Origin of the sequence: Salinispora pacifica CNR114 (genome assembly GCF_000514775.1) — a bacterium.
Taxonomy (GTDB): Bacteria; Actinomycetota; Actinomycetes; order Mycobacteriales; family Micromonosporaceae; genus Micromonospora; species Micromonospora pacifica.
Genome location: NZ_AZWO01000005.1, coordinates 17,471 through 40,495, shown reverse-complemented (window position 1 = coordinate 40,495; position 23,025 = coordinate 17,471). Strand labels below are relative to the sequence as shown.

At 68.0% G+C, this 23,025-nt stretch carries 12 protein-coding genes; 3 read left to right on the top strand and 9 right to left on the bottom strand.

Annotation, left to right across the window (positions count from 1 at the left end; genetic code table 11):
* Window position 1: 1 nt before the first annotated feature.
* Both B118_RS0103720 and B118_RS0103715 read right to left on the bottom strand, forming a co-directional pair.
* Complete coding sequence (locus B118_RS0103720) at window positions 2–3,115, bottom strand: FAD-binding and (Fe-S)-binding domain-containing protein (protein WP_028192390.1); 3,114 nt, start codon at window positions 3,113–3,115, stop codon at window positions 2–4.
* Between the two features lie 215 nt (window positions 3,116–3,330).
* A complete protein-coding gene (locus B118_RS0103715; protein WP_028192389.1) occupies window positions 3,331–5,010 on the bottom strand; it encodes an RCC1 domain-containing protein in 1,680 nt (559 codons plus the stop codon).
* 150 nt (window positions 5,011–5,160) lie between these two features.
* Here B118_RS0103715 and B118_RS0103710 point away from each other — a divergent pair, with 150 nt between their 5' ends.
* A complete protein-coding gene (locus B118_RS0103710; RefSeq protein WP_028192388.1) occupies window positions 5,161–5,682 on the top strand; it encodes a GNAT family N-acetyltransferase in 522 nt (173 codons plus the stop codon).
* Here B118_RS0103710 and B118_RS0103705 read toward each other — a convergent pair.
* The 5 genes from B118_RS0103705 to B118_RS0103685 all read right to left on the bottom strand — a co-directional run bounded on the left by B118_RS0103705 (window position 5,679) and on the right by B118_RS0103685 (window position 13,500).
* Window positions 5,679–6,512 carry an SDR family oxidoreductase gene (locus B118_RS0103705; RefSeq protein WP_028192387.1) on the bottom strand — a complete coding sequence of 278 codons (834 nt, stop codon included), beginning with the start codon at window positions 6,510–6,512 and terminating at the stop codon, window positions 5,679–5,681. The two genes, B118_RS0103710 and B118_RS0103705, sit on opposite strands and share 4 nt — an antisense overlap.
* Before the next feature lie 37 nt (window positions 6,513–6,549).
* Window positions 6,550–8,268 (bottom strand): RCC1 domain-containing protein, encoded by a 1,719-nt coding sequence (locus B118_RS0103700; RefSeq protein ID WP_028192386.1) that lies wholly within the window; start codon window positions 8,266–8,268, stop codon window positions 6,550–6,552.
* Between the two features lie 58 nt (window positions 8,269–8,326).
* Complete coding sequence (locus B118_RS0103695; RefSeq protein WP_043540989.1) at window positions 8,327–9,808, bottom strand: MFS transporter; 1,482 nt, start codon at window positions 9,806–9,808, stop codon at window positions 8,327–8,329.
* Window positions 9,809–10,046: 238 nt separating this feature from the next.
* Window positions 10,047–11,840, bottom strand: a complete 1,794-nt coding sequence (locus B118_RS0103690; RefSeq protein ID WP_026185364.1) for an AMP-dependent synthetase/ligase — start codon at window positions 11,838–11,840, stop codon at window positions 10,047–10,049.
* A gap of 1,057 nt (window positions 11,841–12,897) precedes the next feature.
* Window positions 12,898–13,500 carry a TetR/AcrR family transcriptional regulator gene (locus B118_RS0103685; RefSeq protein ID WP_018826422.1) on the bottom strand — a complete coding sequence of 201 codons (603 nt, stop codon included), beginning with the start codon at window positions 13,498–13,500 and terminating at the stop codon, window positions 12,898–12,900.
* 116 nt (window positions 13,501–13,616) lie between these two features.
* On the opposite strand from B118_RS0103685, the gene B118_RS0103680 reads away from it, so the two are divergent.
* Window positions 13,617–15,254 carry an FAD-dependent monooxygenase gene (locus tag B118_RS0103680; protein WP_028192384.1) on the top strand — a complete coding sequence of 546 codons (1,638 nt, stop codon included), beginning with the start codon at window positions 13,617–13,619 and terminating at the stop codon, window positions 15,252–15,254.
* A 282-nt stretch (window positions 15,255–15,536) separates the two neighbouring features.
* Here B118_RS0103680 and B118_RS29495 read toward each other — a convergent pair whose 3' ends face one another.
* Window positions 15,537–17,219 carry an alpha-keto acid decarboxylase family protein gene (locus B118_RS29495; protein ID WP_080678016.1) on the bottom strand — a complete coding sequence of 561 codons (1,683 nt, stop codon included), beginning with the start codon at window positions 17,217–17,219 and terminating at the stop codon, window positions 15,537–15,539.
* Between the two features lie 637 nt (window positions 17,220–17,856).
* Here B118_RS29495 and B118_RS0103660 point away from each other — a divergent pair.
* Window positions 17,857–19,296 carry an MFS transporter gene (locus tag B118_RS0103660; RefSeq protein ID WP_018810649.1) on the top strand — a complete coding sequence of 480 codons (1,440 nt, stop codon included), beginning with the start codon at window positions 17,857–17,859 and terminating at the stop codon, window positions 19,294–19,296.
* Between the two features lie 651 nt (window positions 19,297–19,947).
* Here B118_RS0103660 and B118_RS0103655 read toward each other — a convergent pair.
* Complete coding sequence (locus tag B118_RS0103655; protein ID WP_028192383.1) at window positions 19,948–23,022, bottom strand: type III restriction-modification system endonuclease; 3,075 nt, start codon at window positions 23,020–23,022, stop codon at window positions 19,948–19,950.
* Between the last annotated feature and the right edge of the window lie 3 nt (window positions 23,023–23,025).

Sequence of the window (23,025 nt, the reverse complement as noted above, 5' to 3'; positions counted from 1 at the left end):
CTCACCAGAGCCGTCGTGGCCTTGACCTCCCCCACCACCGCACCTTCGACCCGACCAGGGCGACCACCGGCGCGAGTACGGCCAGGCCGACCAGCCCGACCGCGGCCAGCCGCGCCCGCCGGGACGGCGACTGCGGCCGGCGTCCCCAGCGCCGTTCCGGCCGGGACACCACCGACTCACCGTGCAACCCGGCACGCAGTAACTCGGCCAGGTGAATCGCCGTGCGGCCGCCGGAGGCGCTCTGTTCGACCTGGGTGCGGCAGCTGAACCCGTCGGCGAGGATCACGTCGGTGTCGTTGGCGTCCCGAACGGCCGGTAGGAGCACCCGTTCGGCGCAGGCCTCGGAGACCTCGTAGTGCCCCTGCTCGAAGCCGAAGTTGCCAGCGAGGCCGCAGCAGCCCGAATCGAGAAAGTCGGCTCGCACCCCAGCGTCGGTGAGTACCGCCTGGTCGGCGCCGGTACCCAGGACGGCGTGCTGGTGGCAGTGGGTCTGGATCAGCGCGTGCGCCGGCAGCCACGGCGGCTGCCAGCCGGGGCTGTGCTCGTGAAGGAGCTCGGCCAGGGTGACCGTCTGCTGGCGAAGACGGATGACATCCTCGTCGTCCGGGAAGAGCTCGTAGGCGTCGCTACGGAAGACGGCCGTACAGCTGGGTTCCAGACCAACCACCCGGGTACCCGCCCGCAGGTGGGGCCGAAGAGCGGCGACCGTACCCCGTAGCACCCGCTTGGCGACACCGAGTTGACCGGTGGAGAGCCAGGTCAGGCCGCAGCACACCGGCCCCTCCGGTACCCGGACCCGCCATCCGGCGGACTCCAGCACCTCCACCGCGGCCTGGGCCACCCCGGGATGGAGCCGGTTGGTGAAGGTGTCCGGCCAGAGCAGCACCTCGCCGCGGTGGCCGTCCCCAGTCGGGGTCCGGTGCGCGAACCACCGCTGGAAGCTCTCCGCGGCGAAGGTCGGGATGTCGCGCCGCTGGTCGATGCCGCCCACCGCTTTCGCCAGCCGGCCCAGACCGGGCGCGTGGGTGAGGGCGTTCACCACCCCCGGCACGGTTCCGGCCACCGCCGCCAGCACCGGCAGCCATCCCATCGAATAGTGCGCACGGGGACGGAGGCGTCCGGCGTAGTGGTGTGACAGGAACTCCGCCTTGTAGGTCGCCATGTCCACGTTCACCGGACAGTCCGACTTGCAGCCCTTGCAGGCCAGGCAGAGATCGAGGGCGTCGCGGACGGCGGTGGAGCGCCACCCGTCGTCGATGCTGCCGCCCCGGGCGCCGCCGTCGAGCATCTCGAAGAGCATCCGGGAGCGACCCCGCGTGGAGTGCTCCTCCTCCCGCGTGACCATGTAGGAGGGGCACATCACCGCACCGTCGTGCCGGCGGCACTGGCCCACCCCGACGCAGCGAAGCACGGCGTTGGCGAAACTACCCTCGTCGTTGGGGTAAGCGAAGGTGGTCCGCACCGGGCCGTGGTCATAGTCGACGCCCAACCGCAAATGGCTGTCGAGCGGGTAGGGCGACACGGTCTTGCCCGGATTCATCCGGTCGTCCGGGTCGAAGATCGCCTTGAGTTGGCCGAACGCCCGCATCAGCCGGCCACCGTACATCCTCGGCAGCAGCTCGCCCCGGGCCTGACCGTCCCCGTGCTCACCGGAGCAGGATCCACCGTAGGAGGTGACCAGGTCGGCCGCCCGTTCCAGGAACGATCGGAACCGCCCCACCCCGTCGGGGGTGTTCAGCTCGAACGGAATGCGCGTGTGCACGCACCCCTGCCCGAAGTGGCCGTACAGCGACGCCTGGTCCAGGCCGTACTCCTCAAGAAGCTGTCGCAGGTCCCGCAGGTAGTCGCCGAGCTGTTCCGGGGCGACCGCCGAATCCTCCCAGCCCGGCCAGGTGCGCTCGGAGCCACGTACCTGTGCGGTCGCTCCCAGGGACGACTCCCGGACCTGCCACATCTGCCGCTCGTGGGTCGGGTCGTTGAATTCGTGCACGGTGCCCGCGCCGCCCGCACGGACCGCGGCGATCAACCGGCTGGCGGCGGCACGAGCCTGTCCCGGCGTGTCCCCGCCCATCTGGATCATCAACCAGGCGCCGCCCTCGGGGATCTCCCGGAGCCCCGCGGGCCGCTCGCGTTTGCGCCGCTCGTCCGCGACCAGTCGATGGTCGATCCCCTCCAGGGTGACCGGTTTGTGCGCCAGCACCCGCATGACGTCGTCACCCGCCGCGGCGATGTCCGGATAGTTGACAAAGACGAGAGCGGACGCCTTCACCACGGGCACCAGCCGCAACCGCGCCCGGAGAATGGTGACCAGCGTGCCCTCGGAGCCGACCAGGGTCTGCGCGAGGTTAAAGCCCTTCTCCGGCAGGAGGCTGTCGAGGTTGTACCCGGAGACCCGGCGCGGAATGTGTGGGTAGCGGGTACGGATGTCGGCGAGGTACTCCTCGCGCAGCGCCCGCAGCTGCCGGTAGATCTCGGCTGGTCGGCCGCCACGGAGCTGGATCTCGGCGTACTGCTCGTCGCTGGTCTCCCCGACCCAGATCCGGGTCCCGTCGTAGAGCAGAACCTCCAACTCGACGATGTTGTCGACCACCTTGCCGGTCCGCTGGGCGGTGGCGCCGCAGGAGTTGTTGCCGAGCATGCCGCCCAGGGTGCAGCGGCTGTGGGTGGACGGGCGGGGGCCGTACTCCAGCCCGGTCGGCTCGAGTTGGGCGTTGAGTGAGTCCAGGACGATGCCGGGCTCCACCAGGCAGGTCCGCGCCTGCGGATCTACCTCCAGCAGGAGGTTGCAGTACTTCGACCAGTCCAGTACGACGGCGGTGTTGGTGCACTGTCCGGCCAGGCTGGTGCCACCGCCTCGGGAGACCAGCGGTGCCCGGTGCCGACGGCACACCGCGACCGCCGCCACCCCCGCCTCGATCGTCCGGGGCAGCACCACCCCGAGCGGCACCTGCCGGTAGTTGGAGGAGTCGGTGGAGTAGGCGGCCCGGGAACCGGCATCGAACCGGACCTCGCCGTCCACCTCCGCCCGAAGGTCGGCGACGAGTGCGGCCAGGTCGACCTCCAACGCCGGCCCGGGTGCGCGCACGACCGGTTGGGGCAGCAGGACCTCACTCACGGCCGCCGCTCCCGCCGCCGTTGGGCCCGCCGCTTCCCTGCTCCCCTCACCACGCTCACCGCCAATTTCATCCGACTACGCCCGATTCTTGCCGGCTTGAGGCATTCTCGGGCCGGGGGTACCCGGGCAAGGACGCCGGTAAACCCCTCCCCGACGTTGTCCGCGCCGCCCCGGCCGACCGCCCGGGACCGCGCCACACCCGAAGGGCCGGGGCGTCAGTACGGGTGGCCTGGCCGGCGCTGACGGGTGAGGTGGATAAGGGCGGCGCCACCGAGGATGAGCAGGCCCGCCGCGCCGAGCAGGATGGGCAGGTTGGCTCCGGTGGTGGGCAGTTCGGGGGGTTCGTCGATGGTGATGGTGGTGGCCTCGGACGGGCTGTCGGGGCAGACGCTGTTGGTGCTGGTGTAGTCGGCGGTGAGGGTATTGGCGCCGACCGGGAGCCGGGTGGTGTGGGTGGCGGTGTTGCTGCTGTCCAGCGGCACGGTGGCGAGCTCGGTGTTGTTGTTGCGGAAGGTGACGCTGCCGGTCGGGTCTCCGGCGTTGCAGGTGACCGTGGCGGTGAGCGTGACGTCCTGATCCGCGGTCGGGCCCGGCGGCGAGACCTGCAGGACCGTGGCCGAGGCCGCCTGGAGCGTGGGCAGGGCCAGGTTGTGGTCGTTGCCGACGGCGATCATGTCCAGCGTGGTGCCGGTGGGCAGGCTGACCGGCACCGGGGTGGCGCTGTCGGTGGTGGTCCCGTCCCCCAGGTGCCCCTGCGAGTTGACGCCCCAGGCCAGGGCGGTGCCGTCATCGGCTATCGCCACGTTGTGGTCGCTGTCGCCACTGGCGACAGTGGTGAGCCGCATGCCGATCGGAAGATTGACCGAGACCGGTTCGCTGCTGTCGGAGGTGGAGCCGTTCCCCAACTGCCCCAGCTGGTTTCCACCCCAGGCGAGGGCGGTTCCCTCGGAGGTCAACACCGCACTGTGCGTACGGCCGGCGGCGATCGCGGTGGCCTCGGTGCCGACGGACAGGGCGACGGGGACGGGTACGAGACTGTCCGTGGTGGTGCCGTCGCCGAGTTGACCGCGAGAATTACTTCCCCAGGCCAGGGCGGCGCCGTCGGCGGCCAACGCCAGGCTGTGATCACCTCCACCGGCGATGGCGGTGACCGTGGGGCCGGCCGGCAGCGCGACGGAGACCGGGACGCTGCGTCCGGACCTGGTTCCGTCGCCAAGCTGACCTTCGCTGTTCGCCCCCCAGGCGAGCAGGGCCGCCGGCCCGGTCGAGGTCAGGACCAGATTGTGGTCGCGGCCCGCGGCGACCGCGGCGACGGCGGTACCCGTCGGCAGGCGCACCGCGAGGGGCATACTGCTGCTGGTGACCGTGCCGTTGCCGAGCTGGCCGGAGTTGTTGGCGCCCCAGGCGAGCAGCGAGCCGGTGGAGGTCAACGCCACACTGTGGTTGGCACCGACGGCGACGGCGACGGCCCGGACACCCGCGGGCAGGCGCACCGGGACGGGCTCACGGCTGCTGACGGTGGTCCCGTTACCGAGTTGGCCGTCGTCGTTGCCGCCCCAGGCGAGGATGTTGCCAGCGGAGGTCAGGGCGAGACTGTGGCGCTCACCCGCAGCGACGGCGGCAACCGTGGTGTTCGCGGGCAGGCGCACCGCCAGCGGCTCGCTGCTGTTGGTCGTGGTTCCGTCGCCCAGCTGCCCCCCGGCGTTCCCACCCCAAGCAAAGACCGCAGCTGACGCGACAGCAGTCGATGCGGGCTGGTGGTGCGCCGACGCGGCCGATCCACCGAGCACCGGTGCGAGCGCCATTGCCAGCGCGAGGGAGCACCAACCGGCGACAGCACGTCGCACCGGCTGCCCTCCGCCGCCCCGGCCACGCCGCTGGCTGGATCCCTGCATCGCACCCACCTCCGAGCGGTTAATCCTCCGCTAATAGGATAGAAGTCATTATTAGCGGAGGATTGTCGGATTATTGGGTAGAAACGCCCAGCACCCTGGTCCGGGAAACCATCTCGCCCACCCCGAACAAAGGTGAAAGCATGTGCCGCTGTGGAACTGGCTACGCGGCGCCTACTGCTGCGTGAGTTTCACGGCACTGACCATGCCGCCGTGCACGAGTTCGCGAGCGATCCCGAGGTTGTTCGCTACACCGACTGGGGACCCAACGATCCGCAGGACACCGCGGCATTCCTCCGCGAGGTAGCCGAGTACGCCACGCGCACCCCACGTTCGACATTCGCCCTCGCCATAGTCAACCCGGCGGTCGGCACCCTGATCGGCTCCATCCAACTCGCCAAATCCGAAACCGCTCCCCGGCAGGCCGAGATCGGCTACGTGTTGGCCCGCCCCTGGTGCGGGCACGGGTATGCCACCGAGGCCAGCAAAGCCTTGATGAGGTTCGGATTCGACCACCTCGGCTTACGCACCGTGAACGCGACATGCGACCCGGCCAATAGCGCCTCCGCGCGCGTCCTGACGAAAATCGGGATGCGGCCGGCCGGACGCCGACACCGCTACCTCCGCGGCCAGTGGCGCGACCGGCTGTTCTTCGCCGCCACCGCCGCCGGTTAGGCGACGGTGGGGGCAAGGAACGTCCGGGCGCCCCGGAGCTGGGTGGTCAGCTTCGACTGGGTCTCGGTGCAGTCGAGGCGGACCCGGACCGGACCAGGAACGGTGGTGTCGGCCCGGCGGCCGGCGGGCAGGACCGTGTCGTCGAGACCGTCACGGCGGGCGATGAGCAGGCCGAGTTCGTAGCGGCTGAGGGCATCGGCGCCAGCGACGTGATGGATTCCGGCGTGATCGGAATTGGCCAACTCCAGCAGTGCCGCGGCCAGGTCCGTGACGTCGATCGGGCAGCGCAGGTCGTCGGTGAAGAGGACACCACGGGTGGGATCGGCGGCCAGGGTGTGCACCAGCCGCTCCTGGCGAGAGCTACCACCGGCTCCCACAATCAACGAGGTACGAGCGATGACGGCACTCGGATCCAGGCCCCTGGTCGCCGTCTCGACCGCGGCCTTGGCCGCACCGTACGGGCTGATCGGGTCGGGGTTATCCGTCTCGTCGTAACGTTCCGCCGTGCCGGAGAAGACGGCATCACTGGAGACCTGCACCAGACGGGCCCTGTTGGCGGCGGCTGCGGCAGCCACGTACATGCCGCCGTCGGCGGTGGTGACCCAGTCGTCCTGCTGGTACGCCGCATTGATGATCGCACCGGGTCGGAGCTGGTGCACCAGGGCGGCGACCTCGTCGCGGCGTCGGATGTCGAGCTCGCGCCAGGTCACCCCCGCCACCGGCGCCACCTGCCGGTGGAAGGTCGCCGCCACCTGACGGCCGGTCCGCAGCGCCTGGCGAACGATCTCCCGGCCCAGCAGCCCGCTACCGCCCACCACGAGAAGGTCCATGGGCCGCAATGTAGCCCGATACCGCTACCTGATCACCTCAGTGGTGGGCCGACCGGTGTCGGCGGGTGAGGCAGATGAAGCTGACGCCGGCGAGGAGAAGCAGGGTGGCGGCGCCGAGCAGGCTGGGCAGACTGGCCCCGGTGATGGGCAGATCAGGGTCGGTGGGGGCGGTCGGATCGGTCGGATCGGTGGGGTCGGTCGGATCGGTCGGGTCGGCGACGGTGATGGTGGTGGACTCGGACTGACTGCTCGGGCAGACGGTGGTGGTGCTGGTGTAGTCGGCGGTGAGAGTGTTGGCGCCGGTGGGGAGCCGGGTGGTGTGGGTGGCGGTGTTGGTGGTGTCCAGCGGCACGGTGGCGAGCTCGGTGTTGTTGTTGCGGAAGGTGACGCTGCCGGTCGGGTCTGCGAGGTCGCAGGTGACGGTGGCGGTGAGCGTGACGTCCTGATCCGCGGTCGGGTCCGGCGGCGAGACCTGCAGGGTCGTGGCGGAGCCCACCTGCTGAGCCGGCAGGGCCAGGCTGTGGTTGTCGCCGACGGCGGTGGCGGTCAGGGTGATACCGGAGGGCAGGGTGACGGCCACCGGCGTGTTGGAGTTGTTGCCGGTTCCGTCACCGAGCTGGCCGAAGACATTGCTCCCCCAGGCGAGGGCGGTGCCGTCGGTGGCTATCACCAGGGTGTGGTCGCTGTCGCGGGAGGCGATGGTGGTGAACGTGGTGCCCGTCGGCAGGCTGACGTCGAGGGGTTCGTTGCTGCTGCTGTTGCTCCCGTTTCCAAGCTGCCCGGCGCTGTTGTCCCCCCAGGCGAAGACGGTGCCAGCTGAGGTCAGGGCGGCACTGTGGACGCGGCCGGCCGCCACGGCGGCAACGTCGACGCCGAGGGGTAGAGCGACGCCGACCGGCGCGCTCCGGTTGGTGTTGGTCCCGTCCCCGAGTTGACCAGTGGCGTTGTACCCCCAGGCCAGGGCGGTGCCGGTGGAGGTGACCGCCAGACTGTGACGGCGGCCGGCGGCGATCGCGGTGACCTCGACGCCGGGGGGCAGGGCGACGCTGGCCGGCGTGCTCCGATCGTCGGTGCTCCCGTCGCCCAGCTGACCAAGGCTGTTCAGCCCCCAGCCGAACGCGGCGCCCGCGGAGGTCACCGCCAGGCTGTGGCTGTCCGCGGCGGCGACAGCGGTGACCGTGACACCGGACGGCATGGTCGCCTCGACGGGCGTGGTACGCCTGGTCGTGCTCCCGTCCCCGAGCTGACCGAAGCCGTTGCCGCCCCAGGCGAGGACGGTGCCGGTCGAGGTCAACGCCAGGCTGTGGATGCTGCCGGCGGCGATGGCGGTAACCGTGGTGCCCGACGGCAGGCTCACCTCGACGGGCGCGCTACGGTCGATCAGGGTTCCGTCCCCAAGCTGACCAAAGTGGTTGGCACCCCAGGCGAGGATGGTGCCGGTCGAGGTCAACGCCAGGCTGTGATGCCGACCGGCGGCGACAGCGGTGACCGTGACGCCCAGCGGCAGGCTCACCGCGATCGGCTCGTTGCTTCCGGTAGTAGTTCCGTTGCCAAGCTGCCCATCGTTGTTGTTTCCCCAGGCGAGGAGGAATTGCGACGCGGCCATCGATCCGGGCTGGTGCTGCGCCAGCACGGGTGATACCCCGATCGCCTGCGTTACCGTCACCGCCAGCGCGAGGGCGAACCATCCGACGACAGCACGTCCCGCCTGGTGCCCTCCGGCACCCCGACCCAGCCGCTGACAGAACCCCTGCATCGCGTACGCCTCCGCGCAGTGAAGTACCGCAAGAAGGGCAGCTATTACTACTGGTTACCTATCCCTCAATGCGGGCAGAAACACCTCTACCGTCGGGATCAACGCCCGGTGGTACGTCGAGGTTGTTGGTCACCGTGGAAAGACGGCCGGCCTCAGCCGGGGGAAGGTGGCCGGCCTCGGCCGAGGAAGGACGACCGGTCTCAGCCGACTCCGCGGTAGGCGCACTCCGGCTGGGGCCGTCCGGTCGGCTGCGGTGCCGCGGCGAGCGGGCCACCCGAACGCCTGCCCCAACCCCGGACAACGCCAGCACGGCGGCCACCCCGACCGCGGCCAGCGGCGCCCAGCCCTCGATAGCGGCGGCACCGGCCGCAGCGCCCATGGCGGCGCCGAGCTGAATGGCAGCCCCGGTCCAGGACTGCGTCTCCACCTCGGTACCCGACGGCGCCAGGTCACCCGCAGTGCTGTACAGGGAAACGAAGGTGGGCCCGATGAAGAGACCGACCAGGAGGCATCCGGCCACCAACAGCCCCAGCGGCAGTCGACCGACCACCGCCAGGGCCACACACGCGAGGGCAAGCCCCAGGAGCAGGGCGGGCAGGCGCGGTACCCACCGCCCACGCAGCGCCCCAACGGCCAGGCCACCGACGATGCTGCCCACCGACAGCAGGCTGACCAGAGCCGCGCCAGCCGACCGACCAGCCACCGCGGGGAGTGCGATCTGCACGGCGTGCAACGCTGCGGCGAAGAGACAGGCGACGAGCAGCAGCCAGCGTAGGGGCGCCAACACAAGCGGCCCGAACCAGTGCCGCGCGCCGCCGGTGCCCCGTTCCGACCCCCGGCCGGCATCCCCCGCAGCCGGCTCCCGAAGGGTGCCCGCGACCGGCTCCCGGCGGGTGCCCCCGACCGGATCCCGGCTGACTCTCCGGGCTGATTCCCGACCGGCCTGCGCCCGCAGGAGTAGGACCGCCGCCAGCGCGCTCGACCCGCTGGAAACCGCCAACCCGGCCATCGGCGACACGGCTTCGGTCAGCAGACCGACCAGGGCAGGTCCGAGGACGAAGGCGAGATCCGTGAGCACCGCGTCGAGCGCCAACGCGCTCCGCAGATTCTCCGGCTGCGACATCCTGCGCCACATGACCCGCGACAGCACCCCGACCGGAGGCATCGACACGTTCGCCACCAGCGCCGGCCCAAAGGTGGCCAGCACCGGCCCGTGCAGCCCTTCGTTGACCGACAGCGCCGCCACGGAGACCACATGCACGGCCAGGATGGGCCACAGGACCCGCCTGTCGCCGAACCGGTCGAGCAGCCGCCCGCGGAGGGGCGCCGCGATACCGCCGAGCGCGGCGACCGCGACGACCAGCGCGGCGACGCCATAGGAGCGACCGGCGGAGACCGCGTAGAGCAGCGCGAAGGAGAACATGCCGGCTTGCAGCTTGCTCGCGGCGGCGCCCGCCAACCGGACCCCGAAGCCGGGCTCGGCCCCGAGGCTGCGGTAGCCGTACCGGGCCGGCGGTCGCGAAGCCATCACACCATCCATCTTGCCGACGCTGCCTCGCTACCCGCCGCCCCGCCGGGTCGTACCGCGCTCGCTAATCGGCCGCGCGTGGCTCCTGCCGATCGGAAGCAGGCTGGGTGGCTGGTGTAGCCGCTCGCTACCAGTAACGAGGCGGATCGTGACCGCACCCCCGAGACTCGCTACCGGGAGCACGAACACCGAAAGGCCCTGACACGTGCCAGGGCACGCGCAGGGCCTTCCGGGTACGGCGAGGGGTGGATCAGTCGTACAGCTCGGCCACCTCGTCGGCGAAGTCCGTCATGATCACCTTGCGACGCATCTTCAGCGACGGCGTCAGATGGCCGGACTCCACGGTGAACTCGCTGGGGAGTACGCGGAAACGTCGTACCGCCTCGGCCGTGGACACCGCCGCGTTGCCCGCGTCCACGGCGCGCTGCAACTCCTGCAGGAGGTCGGGGTCATTGGCCAGCTCCGCGGGGGTGGCCTCGGCCGGCTTTCCCGCGCTGGTCTTCCAGTGCTCCAGGTACTCCGAGTCGATGGTGATGAGCGCGGCGATGTACTTCTGCCCATCCCCCACCACGAGCGCCTGGGCGACCAGGGGGGAGGAGGCGATGCGATCCTCGATCAGGGTGGGGGAGACGTTCTTGCCCCCGCTGGTCACCAGGATCTCCTTCTTCCGGCCCGTGATCCGCAGGTGACCGTGGTCGTCGAACTCTCCGATGTCGCCGGTGCGGAACCAGCCGTCCTCGGTGAAGGCCTCGGCATTGGCCGTCTCGTTGTTCCAGTAGCCCGCGAACACCGGGCCTCCGGTGCACTGCACCTCACCGTCGTCGCCGATGCGCATCTGCACACTCGGCACGACCCGGCCCACCGTCCCCGGCCGGAAGGACTCCAGCGAGTTGACCGTGACCGCCGCACTGGTTTCGGTGAGTCCGTAACCCTCGAACACCGTGATGCCGCAGCCCCGGTAGAAGTGCGTCAGGCGCTCCCCCAACGCCGCGCCCCCGGAGATGACGTAGCGCAGGTTCCCACCCAGCGCGGCACGGAACTTGCTGTAGACCAGCCGATCGAAGAGAGCATGGCGGAGGCGCAGGCCCAGACCGGGCTGCTGCGCTTCCGAGTAGGCGATCGCCGTCGCTGCCGCACGGTCGAAGATCTTGCCCTTGCCACCCTCGTACGCCTTGCGTCGGGCGCTGTTGTACGCCTTTTCCAACACGTACGGAACCGAGAGCAGGAAGGTCGGCTGGTAACTGGCCAGTTCCGCCGGAACCTGCTTCACATCGGAGCAGTGCGCCAGGGGCGTCCGCGCCACCGTGGCACCGACCTGCACCATCCGGCCGAAGACGTGGGCAAGGGGCAGAAAGAGCAGGGTTGAGGCGGGAAGGTCGCCCACCGGCCCGAACATGGTGCGGAGTAGGGCGACCGAATTGCCGGAGCCGGCAAGCAGATTGGCGTGGCTGAGGGTGCAACCCTTGGGCATCCCGGTGGTGCCCGAGGTGTAGATGATCGTGGCAATGTCCCCCGGTTGTACCGCCTTCCGACGCTCCTCCACCACAGCTGGCTCGACCGCGGCACCCGCGCCCCGGAGTTCCTCCACCGCCCCGGCGTCGAGCTGCCAGACATGCTGCAGGGCGGGAAGCTTCCCCCGCAATCCCTGAACCACCTCCTCGTGCGTCGCGTTCTCCACCACGACCGCCACCGAACCCGAGTCGCCGAGAATCCATTCGATCTGCTCGGGTGAGGAGGTCAGGTAGATCGGGACGGGCGACGCACCGATCATCCAGAGGGCAAAGTCCATGAGTGACCACTCGTACCGATTACTGGAGAGCAGGCCGACGCGGTCCCCGTGCTCGACCCCCTTGGCGATCAGCCCACGGGACAGATCGGTGACCTCGGTGAAGAATGTCGCGGCGCTGACCGGCTCCCAACGGTCCCCGACCTTGCGGTGGAACACCGGTGCATCCGGCTCCTCGGCGGCGTTGCCCGCGACGAGGTCAGCGAGCCCGCCTTCCTCCGGCACCACGTATAGCGGCGGCGATGTCGACTCCCGCACCCGATCCTCCAATATTCAGTGGCGGCGGTCGATGCTGCTGCTGCTATCGGGGGAACCGGCCGCCCAGCCTGTTAAGAGATTTCAGAGCTCCGACAGTGGCGCGTCACCGGACTCAACGCAGACAGCCCGGCTTACTGGGAAGACCACAAACAAGCCGGCGGGAACGATCTGCTGCGCCCCACCAGCCGCGCATTCACGTTAACCGAATTCTCGGCTAACGGGAAGGTCTGTTCGGTGCCACTCTCCGTCCACCAGGCCAGTCCACACACCGGCAGGTCACCTTCGGCCGGCCCATTCGGTGCGGCCGCCCGGCAGCCGCAGGTCATTACCACCACAGCCCTGCTCGCTGGCGACGGCAGCCAGCGAGCAGTCGATGAGCTGCACGATGATGGCTGCGACCCCTCGGGCGTGCCCGTTCCGCGCCTTCGGCCGATGACGGCGACCTCCGGATCCACTCCGACGCCCGAAGCAGCCCGTTCCCCGTCGGCCCGACAACCGACAAGGAACCCGACGCAACCCTACGGAGCGGCGCCGGTGTATCCGGTGCGGACCCACAGCTGCCAGGAAGCGCGCGGCGGCCCGCTGCGCATTGCCCGGCGTTCTTGAGCAGGGCGTCCAACGGCGGACCGATCACCGGGACCTGCGACGGCTCTCCATCGCCCCCAACGCCATTAGGGCAGATTCCAGACTCACCAATCTGCAAGCCCTTGGCCGTGCGCGGCCAGTTGAGGTTTCGCCTCCGCCCGACAGCCTCCTGTTCCTACCTCTCACCTACTTGTCGCGCCCATCCAGAAAGCCCGGAGCATGGTATGGCGGGAGCGAGGTGGCGTGCCGGTGTAGCTAAGTCGCTCCCAGACGGCCACGGCCGCCAGCAGGAGGAACGGATTCAGCGAAGAGCGAGTCGGACGTCCTTTAACGACCCTTTGCTGAGGTGCGGCAATCAGTCAAGGCTGTACCGCAGATGCTCCTCAGTGGCTTGGGCAAGGTTGGCACACATCTCGCGATGAGAGGTTCTCTGGCGACACGACGCCAGGCCGACGATCGCTCAACATCAACACTACCCCGTCGTAGCGCCGCCGAGCCTGCCGCTGATCAGCGCTTGGGCCGCCTGGCCGTACGAGTCGGCGTCGAGGCGGGGATCCCAGGACCGTTGCAGGATAAAGCCCTGGATGATTGAGATCAGGACCTGCGCCGCGGCGTCCGCGTCGATATGGACGCCACTGTCGGCGCAGTTGACCTCGATGCTCTCCCGAAGCGCGGCGCGCGCCCGCCGTAGCCCCTCCTGCATCCGCTGGGCGAGGGCTGGATCTCGGAGCGCCTCCCCCCACGCCTGCACCGCCAGCCGCATCCGCTCGTCGATCTGTTCGAGGTCGAGCAGCGCGCCTGGCAGCGTAGCCAGCAGGTCGGCGACGGGACGGCCGTCCTGGACACCGTCGCGGACCACCGTCTCGATCACGCTGATCGCCTCCAGGGAGATCGCCATGACGATGTCGTTCTTGGTGCGGAAGTAGCGGTAGACGGCACCGAACGACAGGCCGGACTCATCCACCACGTCCTGCATGGAGGTGCGGTGGAAGCCGTCGCGGGCGAAGCGGGTGGCGGCAGCCGACAGGATCTGCCGGCGTCGGGCAGCACGGTGGTCTTCGGAGACTCTCGGCATCCCCTCATCGTAAAGCGAGCACTCGCTCTTGACGGCGCCCAGCGGGCGGGCGCACGCTAAAGAGAGCGAGCGCTCACTTTTATTAGCCATCGGCCATCAGTAGAGAGGTGCACGACATGCCACACCCGCAGGTGCTGATCGTCGGGGCCGGCCCCACCGGCCTGGCCCTCGCCGCCCAACTGACCCGACTCGGTGTTGGCACCCGGGTCATCGACAAGCACGCCGCCCCGCTGGAGCTGACCAAATCGGCCGCGCTGCACGCCCGTACGCTGGAACATCTCCGTGATCTCGGCGTGGCCGACCGGATCCTCGCCGAAGGGCAGCGGGTCGATGTGCTCACCCTGCGAACCAGCCACCGCGACCGACTCAGCGTCGACTTCCGCGTGCTCGACGACACCGCGTACCCGCACCTGGTCGACATTCCGCAGTACCGCACCGAGCAGATCCTCATCGACCATCTGACCCGGCACGGCGTCCCACTGCACCGCAGCACCACCCTGGTCGGCCTCACCTCGACCGATACTGAGGTCACCGCCACCCTCACCACGCCCGACGGCGGCACCGAAACCGTCACCCCGCAGTGGGTCGTCGGCTGCGACGGCGCGCACAGCACGGTGCGGGACCTGCTCGGGATCGACTTCGATGGCACCACGTACAGCGATCCGTGGGTGCTCTGCGACGCGGTGGTCGACTGGCCGTTGCCGCGCAACGAGATGACCTTCTCCAGTGACGGCAGCGGGATCTACGGCGTCTTCCCCCTACCCGGGCGACGGCGGTTCCGGCTGGCGTACACCCAAACCAGCGACGCCACCGGCCGGCTGGTACCCCCCACCCACAGCGACGCGCAGGCGGCCCTGTCCCGGACCGGGATCCCCGCCACCATCGAATCCACCGACCAGTTCTGGACCTTCAACCTGGCCCGCAAGCAGGCGGCCAGCTACCGCGCGGGTCGCGTCTTCCTGGCCGGCGACGCAGCGCATGTCCACACCCCGTTCGGCGGCCAAGGGCTCAACCTCGGCGTCGCCGACGCGATCAACCTGGGCTGGAAACTCGCCGCGGTGATCGCCGGCTGGGCCCCGGCCGCCCTACTCGACAGCTACCAGGCCGAACGGCATCGGATCGGACGACAGGTCGTCCGCTTCACCCACCTCGGCGCGGCGGCGATGCTGTTGCGGGGCGACCCGCGCCGGCACCTACGCGACCTGGTGCTGTCCGGGCTACAGGCCAGCATGCCGGCCCGCCAACTACTCGCCCACCGACTGTCCCAACTCGCACACAGCTACCGCGGCACCGCCGGGGTGACCGGCCGCAGGGGCGGCCTGCACGGTGGGGACCGCCTGCCCGACCCGACGCTGTTCGACGGGATCACCCACCAGCCACAGCGCCTGCACGACCAACTCGCCACCGACCGCCACACCCTCCTGCTGGCCGCGCCGAAGCCCGACCCGGCCCTGACCACACAGATCAACAGGCTGGTCGACACGCTCGCCCGCCGCTGGCCCGGCGCAGTGGAGCTGCGGCTACTGACCCCCGCCTGGCAGCTGACCCAGACTGTGCGTGCCCCGGTTCCAGTCCTCCTCGACCGGGGCCGTAGCGCCCAGAAGCTGTACGACGCCGGTGCCGCGGCCTTCGTGATCCGGCCAGACCGGCACATCGGCTACGCCGGCCCGCCGGAGCCGAACCGCATCGAGCGGTACCTGTCTGCTGCGCTCAGCAGAGCCGGAGCTGCGCACCGGACCCACCCGGTCGGGTGAGGTGCAGGTGGCCGGCCAGCCAGCTTGACCCCAGCCCTCGACCCCGCCAGCCACGAGTACGTCCGCTGGCAGAGCGAAGGGTTCCGCAGTCGACGCTTTCTCCAAGCTCGGTTCGCCGTCCCGGAACGTTGGCTCAGGCAGGTTGGCGTGAGCCGAGACGGCGGCGTGCGGCGGAGGCGGAATGGCCACCACCACGCGCACCGCCCGCACTGCCCTGGCGAGCCCGAAACCGAAGCGAACGAAACCGGCGAAGCTAGCGCCGAAATCGACACGCTCCCTCCGCTAGGTTTGTGGGGCGGCGGCCTTCCGACTCCACTGCGGCATTCCTTCAGGCAGATCTGTTGGATCGACCATGACCTCGACGAGGGTCAACCGGTTCGGGCGCTCTTCGATACCAGCCAAGATATCGGCCAGCTCGGCCTCGGTGCGGGCGGCATGTACCGCGAAGGTTCCCTCCGCAGCAAACACCGCTGGTAGATCACCATATCGCCAATCAGGTATCTCCTCCCCGTAACCTCTCCCAACCTCTTTTCCTATCGCTCGCTCGGAGGCGTAGCCACGGTTATTGATCACGAAAATGATCGGATTTTGCCCAAAGGTAAGCATCCGGCTGATTTCCTGCGAGGACATCTGCAGGCCCCCATCGCCGCTGATCGACACCACTCGCCGTTCAGACATCGCAACTCCGGCACCAAAAGACGCGGGAATAACATAACCGACCGCCCCCCAGGTCGGCGCCATCAAGACGGTAACCCCGGCTGGCAACCGCATCGTTGCCAAACCAAAGAATGATGTCCCAACCTCTCCGGCCAAGATATCCCCCGGACGGAGCACACCTTGGAGGGCCGGCCACAGCCGTTCATGACTGATTGGCCTGGAGCCCGCCCGCGCCAGGTCGGATGGCTTAATCAGCGGAGCCTCGCCACTCGGCCAACCACTCGCACGGCGGGGGGCTATCTCGTGCAGTTGACCGAGCGCCGCAACCATGGAGATCGGGCCGAACCGGGTGCCGGCGACCTCTGCGGAATCCCGTTCCAAGTTTATGATTCGATCAGGATCACGGTCTACGGCGAAAAGACCATTCCATGCAAAGAAGGTGACACCCATGCAGACCAGGACGTCGGCGCCTTCAACCACCTCCCGGATTGAATCACGACTCCCACTGCCACTATAAACCCCGACGAAACGAGAGTCAGACTCATCAAACAGCCCTCGACCGGGCGCCTGCGTGGCGACGGGCCAATTATGCTCGGCCGCAAACGCGGCGACAGCTGGCCCGAGGCCCAGGCGGATCGGAATATTCCCCACCAGTAGCGCTGGCCGTTCCGCGTCTGTGAGTCGCCGTTGCGCAGCGACGGCAAACGCGTCCAGTTGCGCGGAGTTCGAGATCGGTTCCGGGCGGGTGAGACGTCGCGACGGCTGCGGGACGGACGTTCGAGCTACATCTGTAGGAATCCGGATGTACACGGGACGTTGCTGTGACCAGCACTCGGCCAGAACTCGGTCGATCTCCCTCAGCGCACACTCCGGGGTCAACGAGGTTTGGGCAACGGTCACCTGTTGGGCCACCTGAACCCAATGGTCCGGAAAGCTATCCACAAGTGAATGACGGATCTGGGCATGCTCCCGCAAAACCTCCGTCGAGGGGGCAATCACGATCGACACGATCGGCACCGACTCAACAATTGCGGTAGCCATTGCATTCATGCTCGATAGTTCACCCGCACCAAACTGTGAAACAATCACTCCCAGGCCAGCAACCCGCGCATAGCCGTCAGCGCTGAAGCAGGCGTTCAGCTCGCTGGAACTACCGACCCAGTCGATACCGTCGAAGGCCAGAACCTGCCCGGTGAATCCCATTGTAAATTCGCCAGGCACTCCGAACACATGCCGCACACCCAGGTCATGGAGGCGACCAAGCAACAGGTCGCCGACCGTTACCGACCCCCCACTTCCCCCCACCATTCCTCCAATGGAAGCATTCTTCGGATACGTGCGGTGGAACAGCCTCACCCTAACCTCGATGTTTCGCCCCTGAGGTCGGCTTCTCTGTATCGGCGGCGCCCGATCAGGTGAGGAACATCGGCCGGATCGTCGGCCTGCCTGCGGCGCTGACCTGTCCGGTTGCCGCGAGTATCGACGGCAGCGCCGGCCAATGTCGAGCTACCGCAACGCCGGCAGGTTGTCGAGCTGTCGCAACGCTGGCAGGTTGTCGAGCTGTCGCAACGCTGGCCGGAGCACACCGAACACCGCCTCGTTGGGCTCAGGTGTGCCGAGCGCGGGCAGGTCACTGGGCCTGCAGTCCGGACGGCTCAGTTCCTGGGCCCCAGATCGATTCGATCGCCGATTCGGTCGCCGGCCCGCCGCCAATGGTTGATAATTGCCCTAACATCACAATGGCCTCCGGCCACCTCTCCTGCTGCGCTCACTGCACCCGAAGCGGGCAGGGGCCGAGGGGTGCCCGCTCTGTGACGCGATGAGCCCACGGACAGCCGGAGGGGCGGCAGGTTCAGGCCACGGCCCACGGCGACGGGTCGCGGGCCAGGCAGACAGCCCCAACCGTGTCTCGTAGGTGGTGCTGTCTCAGGATCAGGCGGTGAGGATGTCGCGGTCGAACGTCCCGGCAGCGGCCGCGTACGCTCGGCCGTGGCGGTTCCTCAACATTGCGCTGATCGTCTCGTTCCTCAGCTGGATCGACCTCGGTGCCATCACCGTGATGCTGCCCTCGATCGACCGCACGCTGGGCACCGACAACAACATTCTCCAATGGGTCTTCTCCGGCTACTCGCTGATGTTCGCACTCGTCCTCATCCCCGCCGGGCGGCTCGGGGACGCCAAAGGACGACGGTTTACCCTGCTCCTCGGTCTCGCCTTGTTCGTCGCAGCCAACATGATGGCTGGACTCGCCAACTCCGGCATCATCCTGGTGGTCGCCCGGCTCCTGCAGGGCGCGGCCGCCGGTATCCTCACCCCCCAGATCAACGCCTTGGTGGAGGAACTGTTCCGCCCCGGGGAACGGGGCCGCCCCTTCGGAGCAGTCGGTGCCACTTCCCACGCGGGCGCCGCCCTTGGCCCACTGATCGGCGGCATAGTCATCGCTGCGGGCGGGGCGGACGACGGCTGGCGGCTTGTCTTTCTCGTCAACGCCGCGATCGGGATCGCGGCGGCAGTGCTCATCTGGCGGTACTTCCCGAGCAGATCGACACGTCACCAGACCAATCACCAACACGACCTGATCGGTACGCTGCTACTGGCCGTCGGGACCACGTTGGTGATCCTGCCCGCACTGCAACAGGGACAGTGGAAGGGGTTGCTGCCGTGGCTGTTGGTGCCGGTCGGAATCAGTGTCCTCGTCGTTTTCCGATCCTGGGAAACCGCCACGGCACGACACCACCCGCCGGTCTTCGACTTCCGTCTCCTCACCCATCGGACGTACCGCCGAGGGCTACTGGTCGGATTCCTCTTCGGCGCCGGGTTTGCCCCACTGCCGGCAATCTTCAGCTTTTACCTGCAGTACGGTCTTGACCGCAGTCCACTGATCACCGGTCTCACGATCGCACCATTCGCGTTAGGTTCGGTCTTCGGGGCCGTGCTCGGTGGATTCAAGGTCAACCGTTACGGTCGTCCACTGCTGGCCATTGGACTCATCGTCGTCGTGGCGAGTCTCGTCATGGCGACAGCCTTCGCCGGCCTAACCGGGACGACCTTCTCGATCGTCACCGGCGCTACGCTACTACTCGCCGGGGTCGGCGGCGGCCTCGTGCTCACACCAAACAACGCGCTGACTCTCCAGGAGGTGTCCCGGGCTGATGTCGGCAGCGCCGCTGGCATGTACCGCACCATGCGGCAGGTCGGATCCGCGATGGGGCTGGCGATCATCACCGCGACCCTGTTCGCGGCGTTCGGGGCCAACGACGGACGCTGGTCAACCGCGCTTCGGTACGCGCTCGCCGTGGCGATCGGCATCGTCGCCGCCGCCCTGCTCACCAGCCTGGTCGAGATCCTCGGCAGCCGCCGCCACGGACGCGGTCGAGCATCCTGATCCACCCCCTACCCCGGCGGGCACCCGTCCAACACGGGCTCGCCATGTCGCCACTCAGGTCAAGGGTGTCCACCACCGCCTGGACCGCATCCGGCCGCGGGTGCTGGTGCATCGCGTCCGGGGAGTGGGACCGGTCCAGCCCCGCGGTGCAGTTGGGAGTGGAGCAGGAAGATCCAGTTGCTCGCGGCCGAGACGCTTCAGGGTCGCGTGGAGGCCCGCGGATCACCTCTGCGGCACCGTCCTGCCTCAGCGTGGTCGGTGGACCCAGACGCCACCGATCCCGCCACCTTCGAGGGTGAGCGCGCTGACAGCGCCGAGACGACGGAAGTCCCTGCTGCGCACCTGCACCTCCGTGCCGGAACGTGGGCGCCATTCCTTTGATCGGAACGCCGCTCACATCAATACAACGGCCCGCGCCCCGTGGCGGGCAAGGTGTCGGCCACCTGGTCCGGGACGATGGAGGCTGATGTCGACCGAAAACAGTCGGGTACCGGCCCTCGGCGCGCCGCACGGCCGGGAGGTGACCGAATTCGACGCCTCGGTCGACGTGTTGGGGCTGCCAGCGTTCGCCGGTTCGGTCGGCTCAGCCCCTTCGAGCCCCAGGCTCCTTGGTGCTGCCCGACAGCCTGGCCGGACGGTTCCAGGCGCCGGTTACGACCCGGCTGCGACGAGTTGCATGAGCTCACCGAAGCCGGCGACAACGTCGTATCTCACCGGTTCCTTCCGCTCGTGGTTCAGCTGGGCGAAAAGCTTGCGGGCACATTCGATCTTGGCTCTTTCGACACCTCTGAGTTGCATCGACGAGAGCGAACCCTTGGTCTCGGCAACGACGTAAACGTGCTTGCCCGCGCCCCCCTGGAACGCGATGGCCCAGTCGGGGTTGTAGTTGCCGACCGGGGTCGGGATGAAGAATCCCGGCGGCAGCTTGGCGTAGACGACAACCTCCTCGCTGGAATCCAGTTCAGCGACAAAGTCGCGCTCGACCTTGGAGTCGGTGACCACGTAGTCGTAGATGTGGCGCTTGAGCCGCTGCCCGGTTCTGGCGAAGTCCTGTTTCGTCTGGTTCTCGGTGAAGATGGCGAGGTCGTGCCGCTCGGCGAGAGCGTGATAGCTGAGGTGCTCGACAACCACCGTGGCCTTCTGCTCGTTGATCAGCCGGACGCACTCGGTGATGAACTGCTCGGGGTTCTGCCGATACTTCGCGAAGGTCGTCGGCTCGGTGCGACCTAGGATCGCGGCGGCTGTTCGGCGGGTCAGCTGGGTCTTCTCCGTGATCTCGCCGAGCAGGTCATACGGCACCTGCGACGACGCCGAGACCGTGTCCGTGTGAGTGCTCGTCGAGTTGACCGTGAAGCCAGCGCCACTGGCCAGTTCGTCGGTGTCGAGGGCCGCACGCTGCTGGCCGGACCGCACGACGTATTCCATGGCCGCGACGTTGAGCTGGGCGTCGAGCGCGGCGACGCACTTGTCGACCAGTTCGACGGAGTCAAACTCCACCTGGTAGACGACCTTACGGTTGATGCGATTCCAGAGTTCTCTGAACTCCTCCTTGGCGAAGTTTTCCTCATTCAGCGGAATGCGCTTGGGCCGGCGCCCGTCGGGGATGGGCACAATGTCCTGGTAGAGAGCATCGACCAGCGGCCAAATACCGTCCACGACGGGCTTGAGTAGATTCGAGGTCGGCTCGGCGCGGGTGCCCGTGTCGCGCGCGCTCTTGTAGGCATCCGAGATGGTGTCGTCGTCGTTGAGGTAGTCGTTCCGGACGAGGTACTTGTACAGGGCGTTCGCGAGTGCCTCCGCGACGACGCTCTCGCCGGATTCCGTGGTGAAGGTCTTGCCGATGAAGTACTTGACGCTGGCCCGGCGGGGCCGGGCTGCGAGGGAGTCGCTGATCTCCTTCTGCAAGCCCGCCACGAAGTCGGTGTAGGACTCGTCGGTGACGACGGTGAGCTCGTTGATGTCGTGCACGGTGACAGGGTTGTCCATCCGCTCACCGTGCTGGTCTACGGCGAGCCGCAGGCCACGCCCGATCTCCTGTCGGCGCGAGACCGTGTTGTCGCTCTTCTTGAGCATGCCCATGACGAACACGTTGGGGTTGTCCCAGCCTTCGCGCAGTGCGGAGTGGGAGAAGATGAACCGGACGGGTTCGGCGAACGACAGCAGCCGCTCCTTGTTACGCAGGATCAAATCATAGGCATCGACATCTGTCGCCTGGCCTACCTCTTCCCCGCGCTTTGACACCTTCGGATCAAGGAGACGCTTGGTCCTCCTGTCAATCGAGAAATACCCTTGGTGGGTGTCCTCGGCGGCAATCGCCTGGAGGTGGCGGCGGTACGCCTCGGCACCCTCGTCAAGCGACAACTGGCTCAGCTCCTCGGCCACGAGCGCCTGATACTCCTCGACGAAGAAACGCGCGTAGTCGCCGAGAGTGTCTTCGCGGTCGTAGTCGCGGTACTTGGCCACGTCGTCGACGAAGAGGAGCGAGAGCACCTTGATGCCCTGCGCGAACAGCTCGCGCTCCTTGTCCAGGTGGGCGCTGATCACCTCGCGGATCTGGATACGCCGCTTCGCCTCGTCGCTCACGTCCCCCGTGACCTGCCCCGCGAACAAGGTATCGCCGTTGCTCAGCTCGACCACGTCGCGGTTCGCGTCGATGTCGGTGATGAACAGGCCCCGGTATGCCTCGATACCCTTTGCGGCGTTGTGCAGATTCGCTCCCTGGTCGAGCCGTCTGACCGCGCGCTTGATGCCGCTCTTGGTCTGGATCTCCAACTCGAGCCGGGCGCGTGGCTTGGCGCCCTTGGTGATCTCGATCCCGGCCAGATACAGGTACGCCGTGCTCCCGGCCAACCCCTTGACGGTGATGCCGCGCACGGCGATCCGCTTCACGAGCTTCTGGTTGTACGCGTCAAGGGCGTCGAGCCGGTGGATCTTGTTGTGCTCCACCTTGTGGGTCGCGGAGTACCGCAGCACCATCAACGCGTTGAACCGGCTCAGTGCCTCCAGAGATTTGGCCGCGCCGAGCTTCTGCGGCTCGTCGATGATGACGATGGGTCGGTTTGCGCTGATCACGTCGATCGGGCGGCGGGACAGGAAGCCGTCGAGTTCGTCGTAGATGCGCCGGTTATCCTTACCCGTGGCGTTGAACGACTGGATGTTGATGATCATTACCTGGATGCCCACGTCCGAGCTGAAACGCTCCAGCTCGTGCAGTTGGGACGAGTTGTAGACGAAGGAGCGCGGCTTCGTCCCGTACGTCTGCTGGAAGTGCTCGGCGGTGATGTCGAACGTTTTCTGCACGCCTTCGCGGATCGCAACACTCGGCACCACGACGATAAACTTCGACCAGCCGTAGCGCTTGTTCAGCTCCATGATCGTCTTTATGTAGACGTAGGTCTTGCCGGTTCCCGTTTCCATTTCGACATCGAGGTTCGGCGTGTTCGGTGCCGAGGCCGCCCTGCTCTGCACGAGCGACGCCGATAGCGGCAGGTTCCGGCTGCGCTGCACTGCCTGGACATTCTGCAGCAGCCGTGCCGGACTCAGCAGGATCTCCGAGTTCCGCAGCCCGGAGTCCGAAAGCTCCAGCGCTGGTTGAGCGAAATTGGCGGGATGCCCCGGGTCGACTCGATACGACACACCTTCGCCACGAGGCTGCCCGGCGAAGCAGTCCACCACCGCATCCACCGCATCGGTCTGGTACTGCTGGACCTTGAATTGAAGCTTCATCGG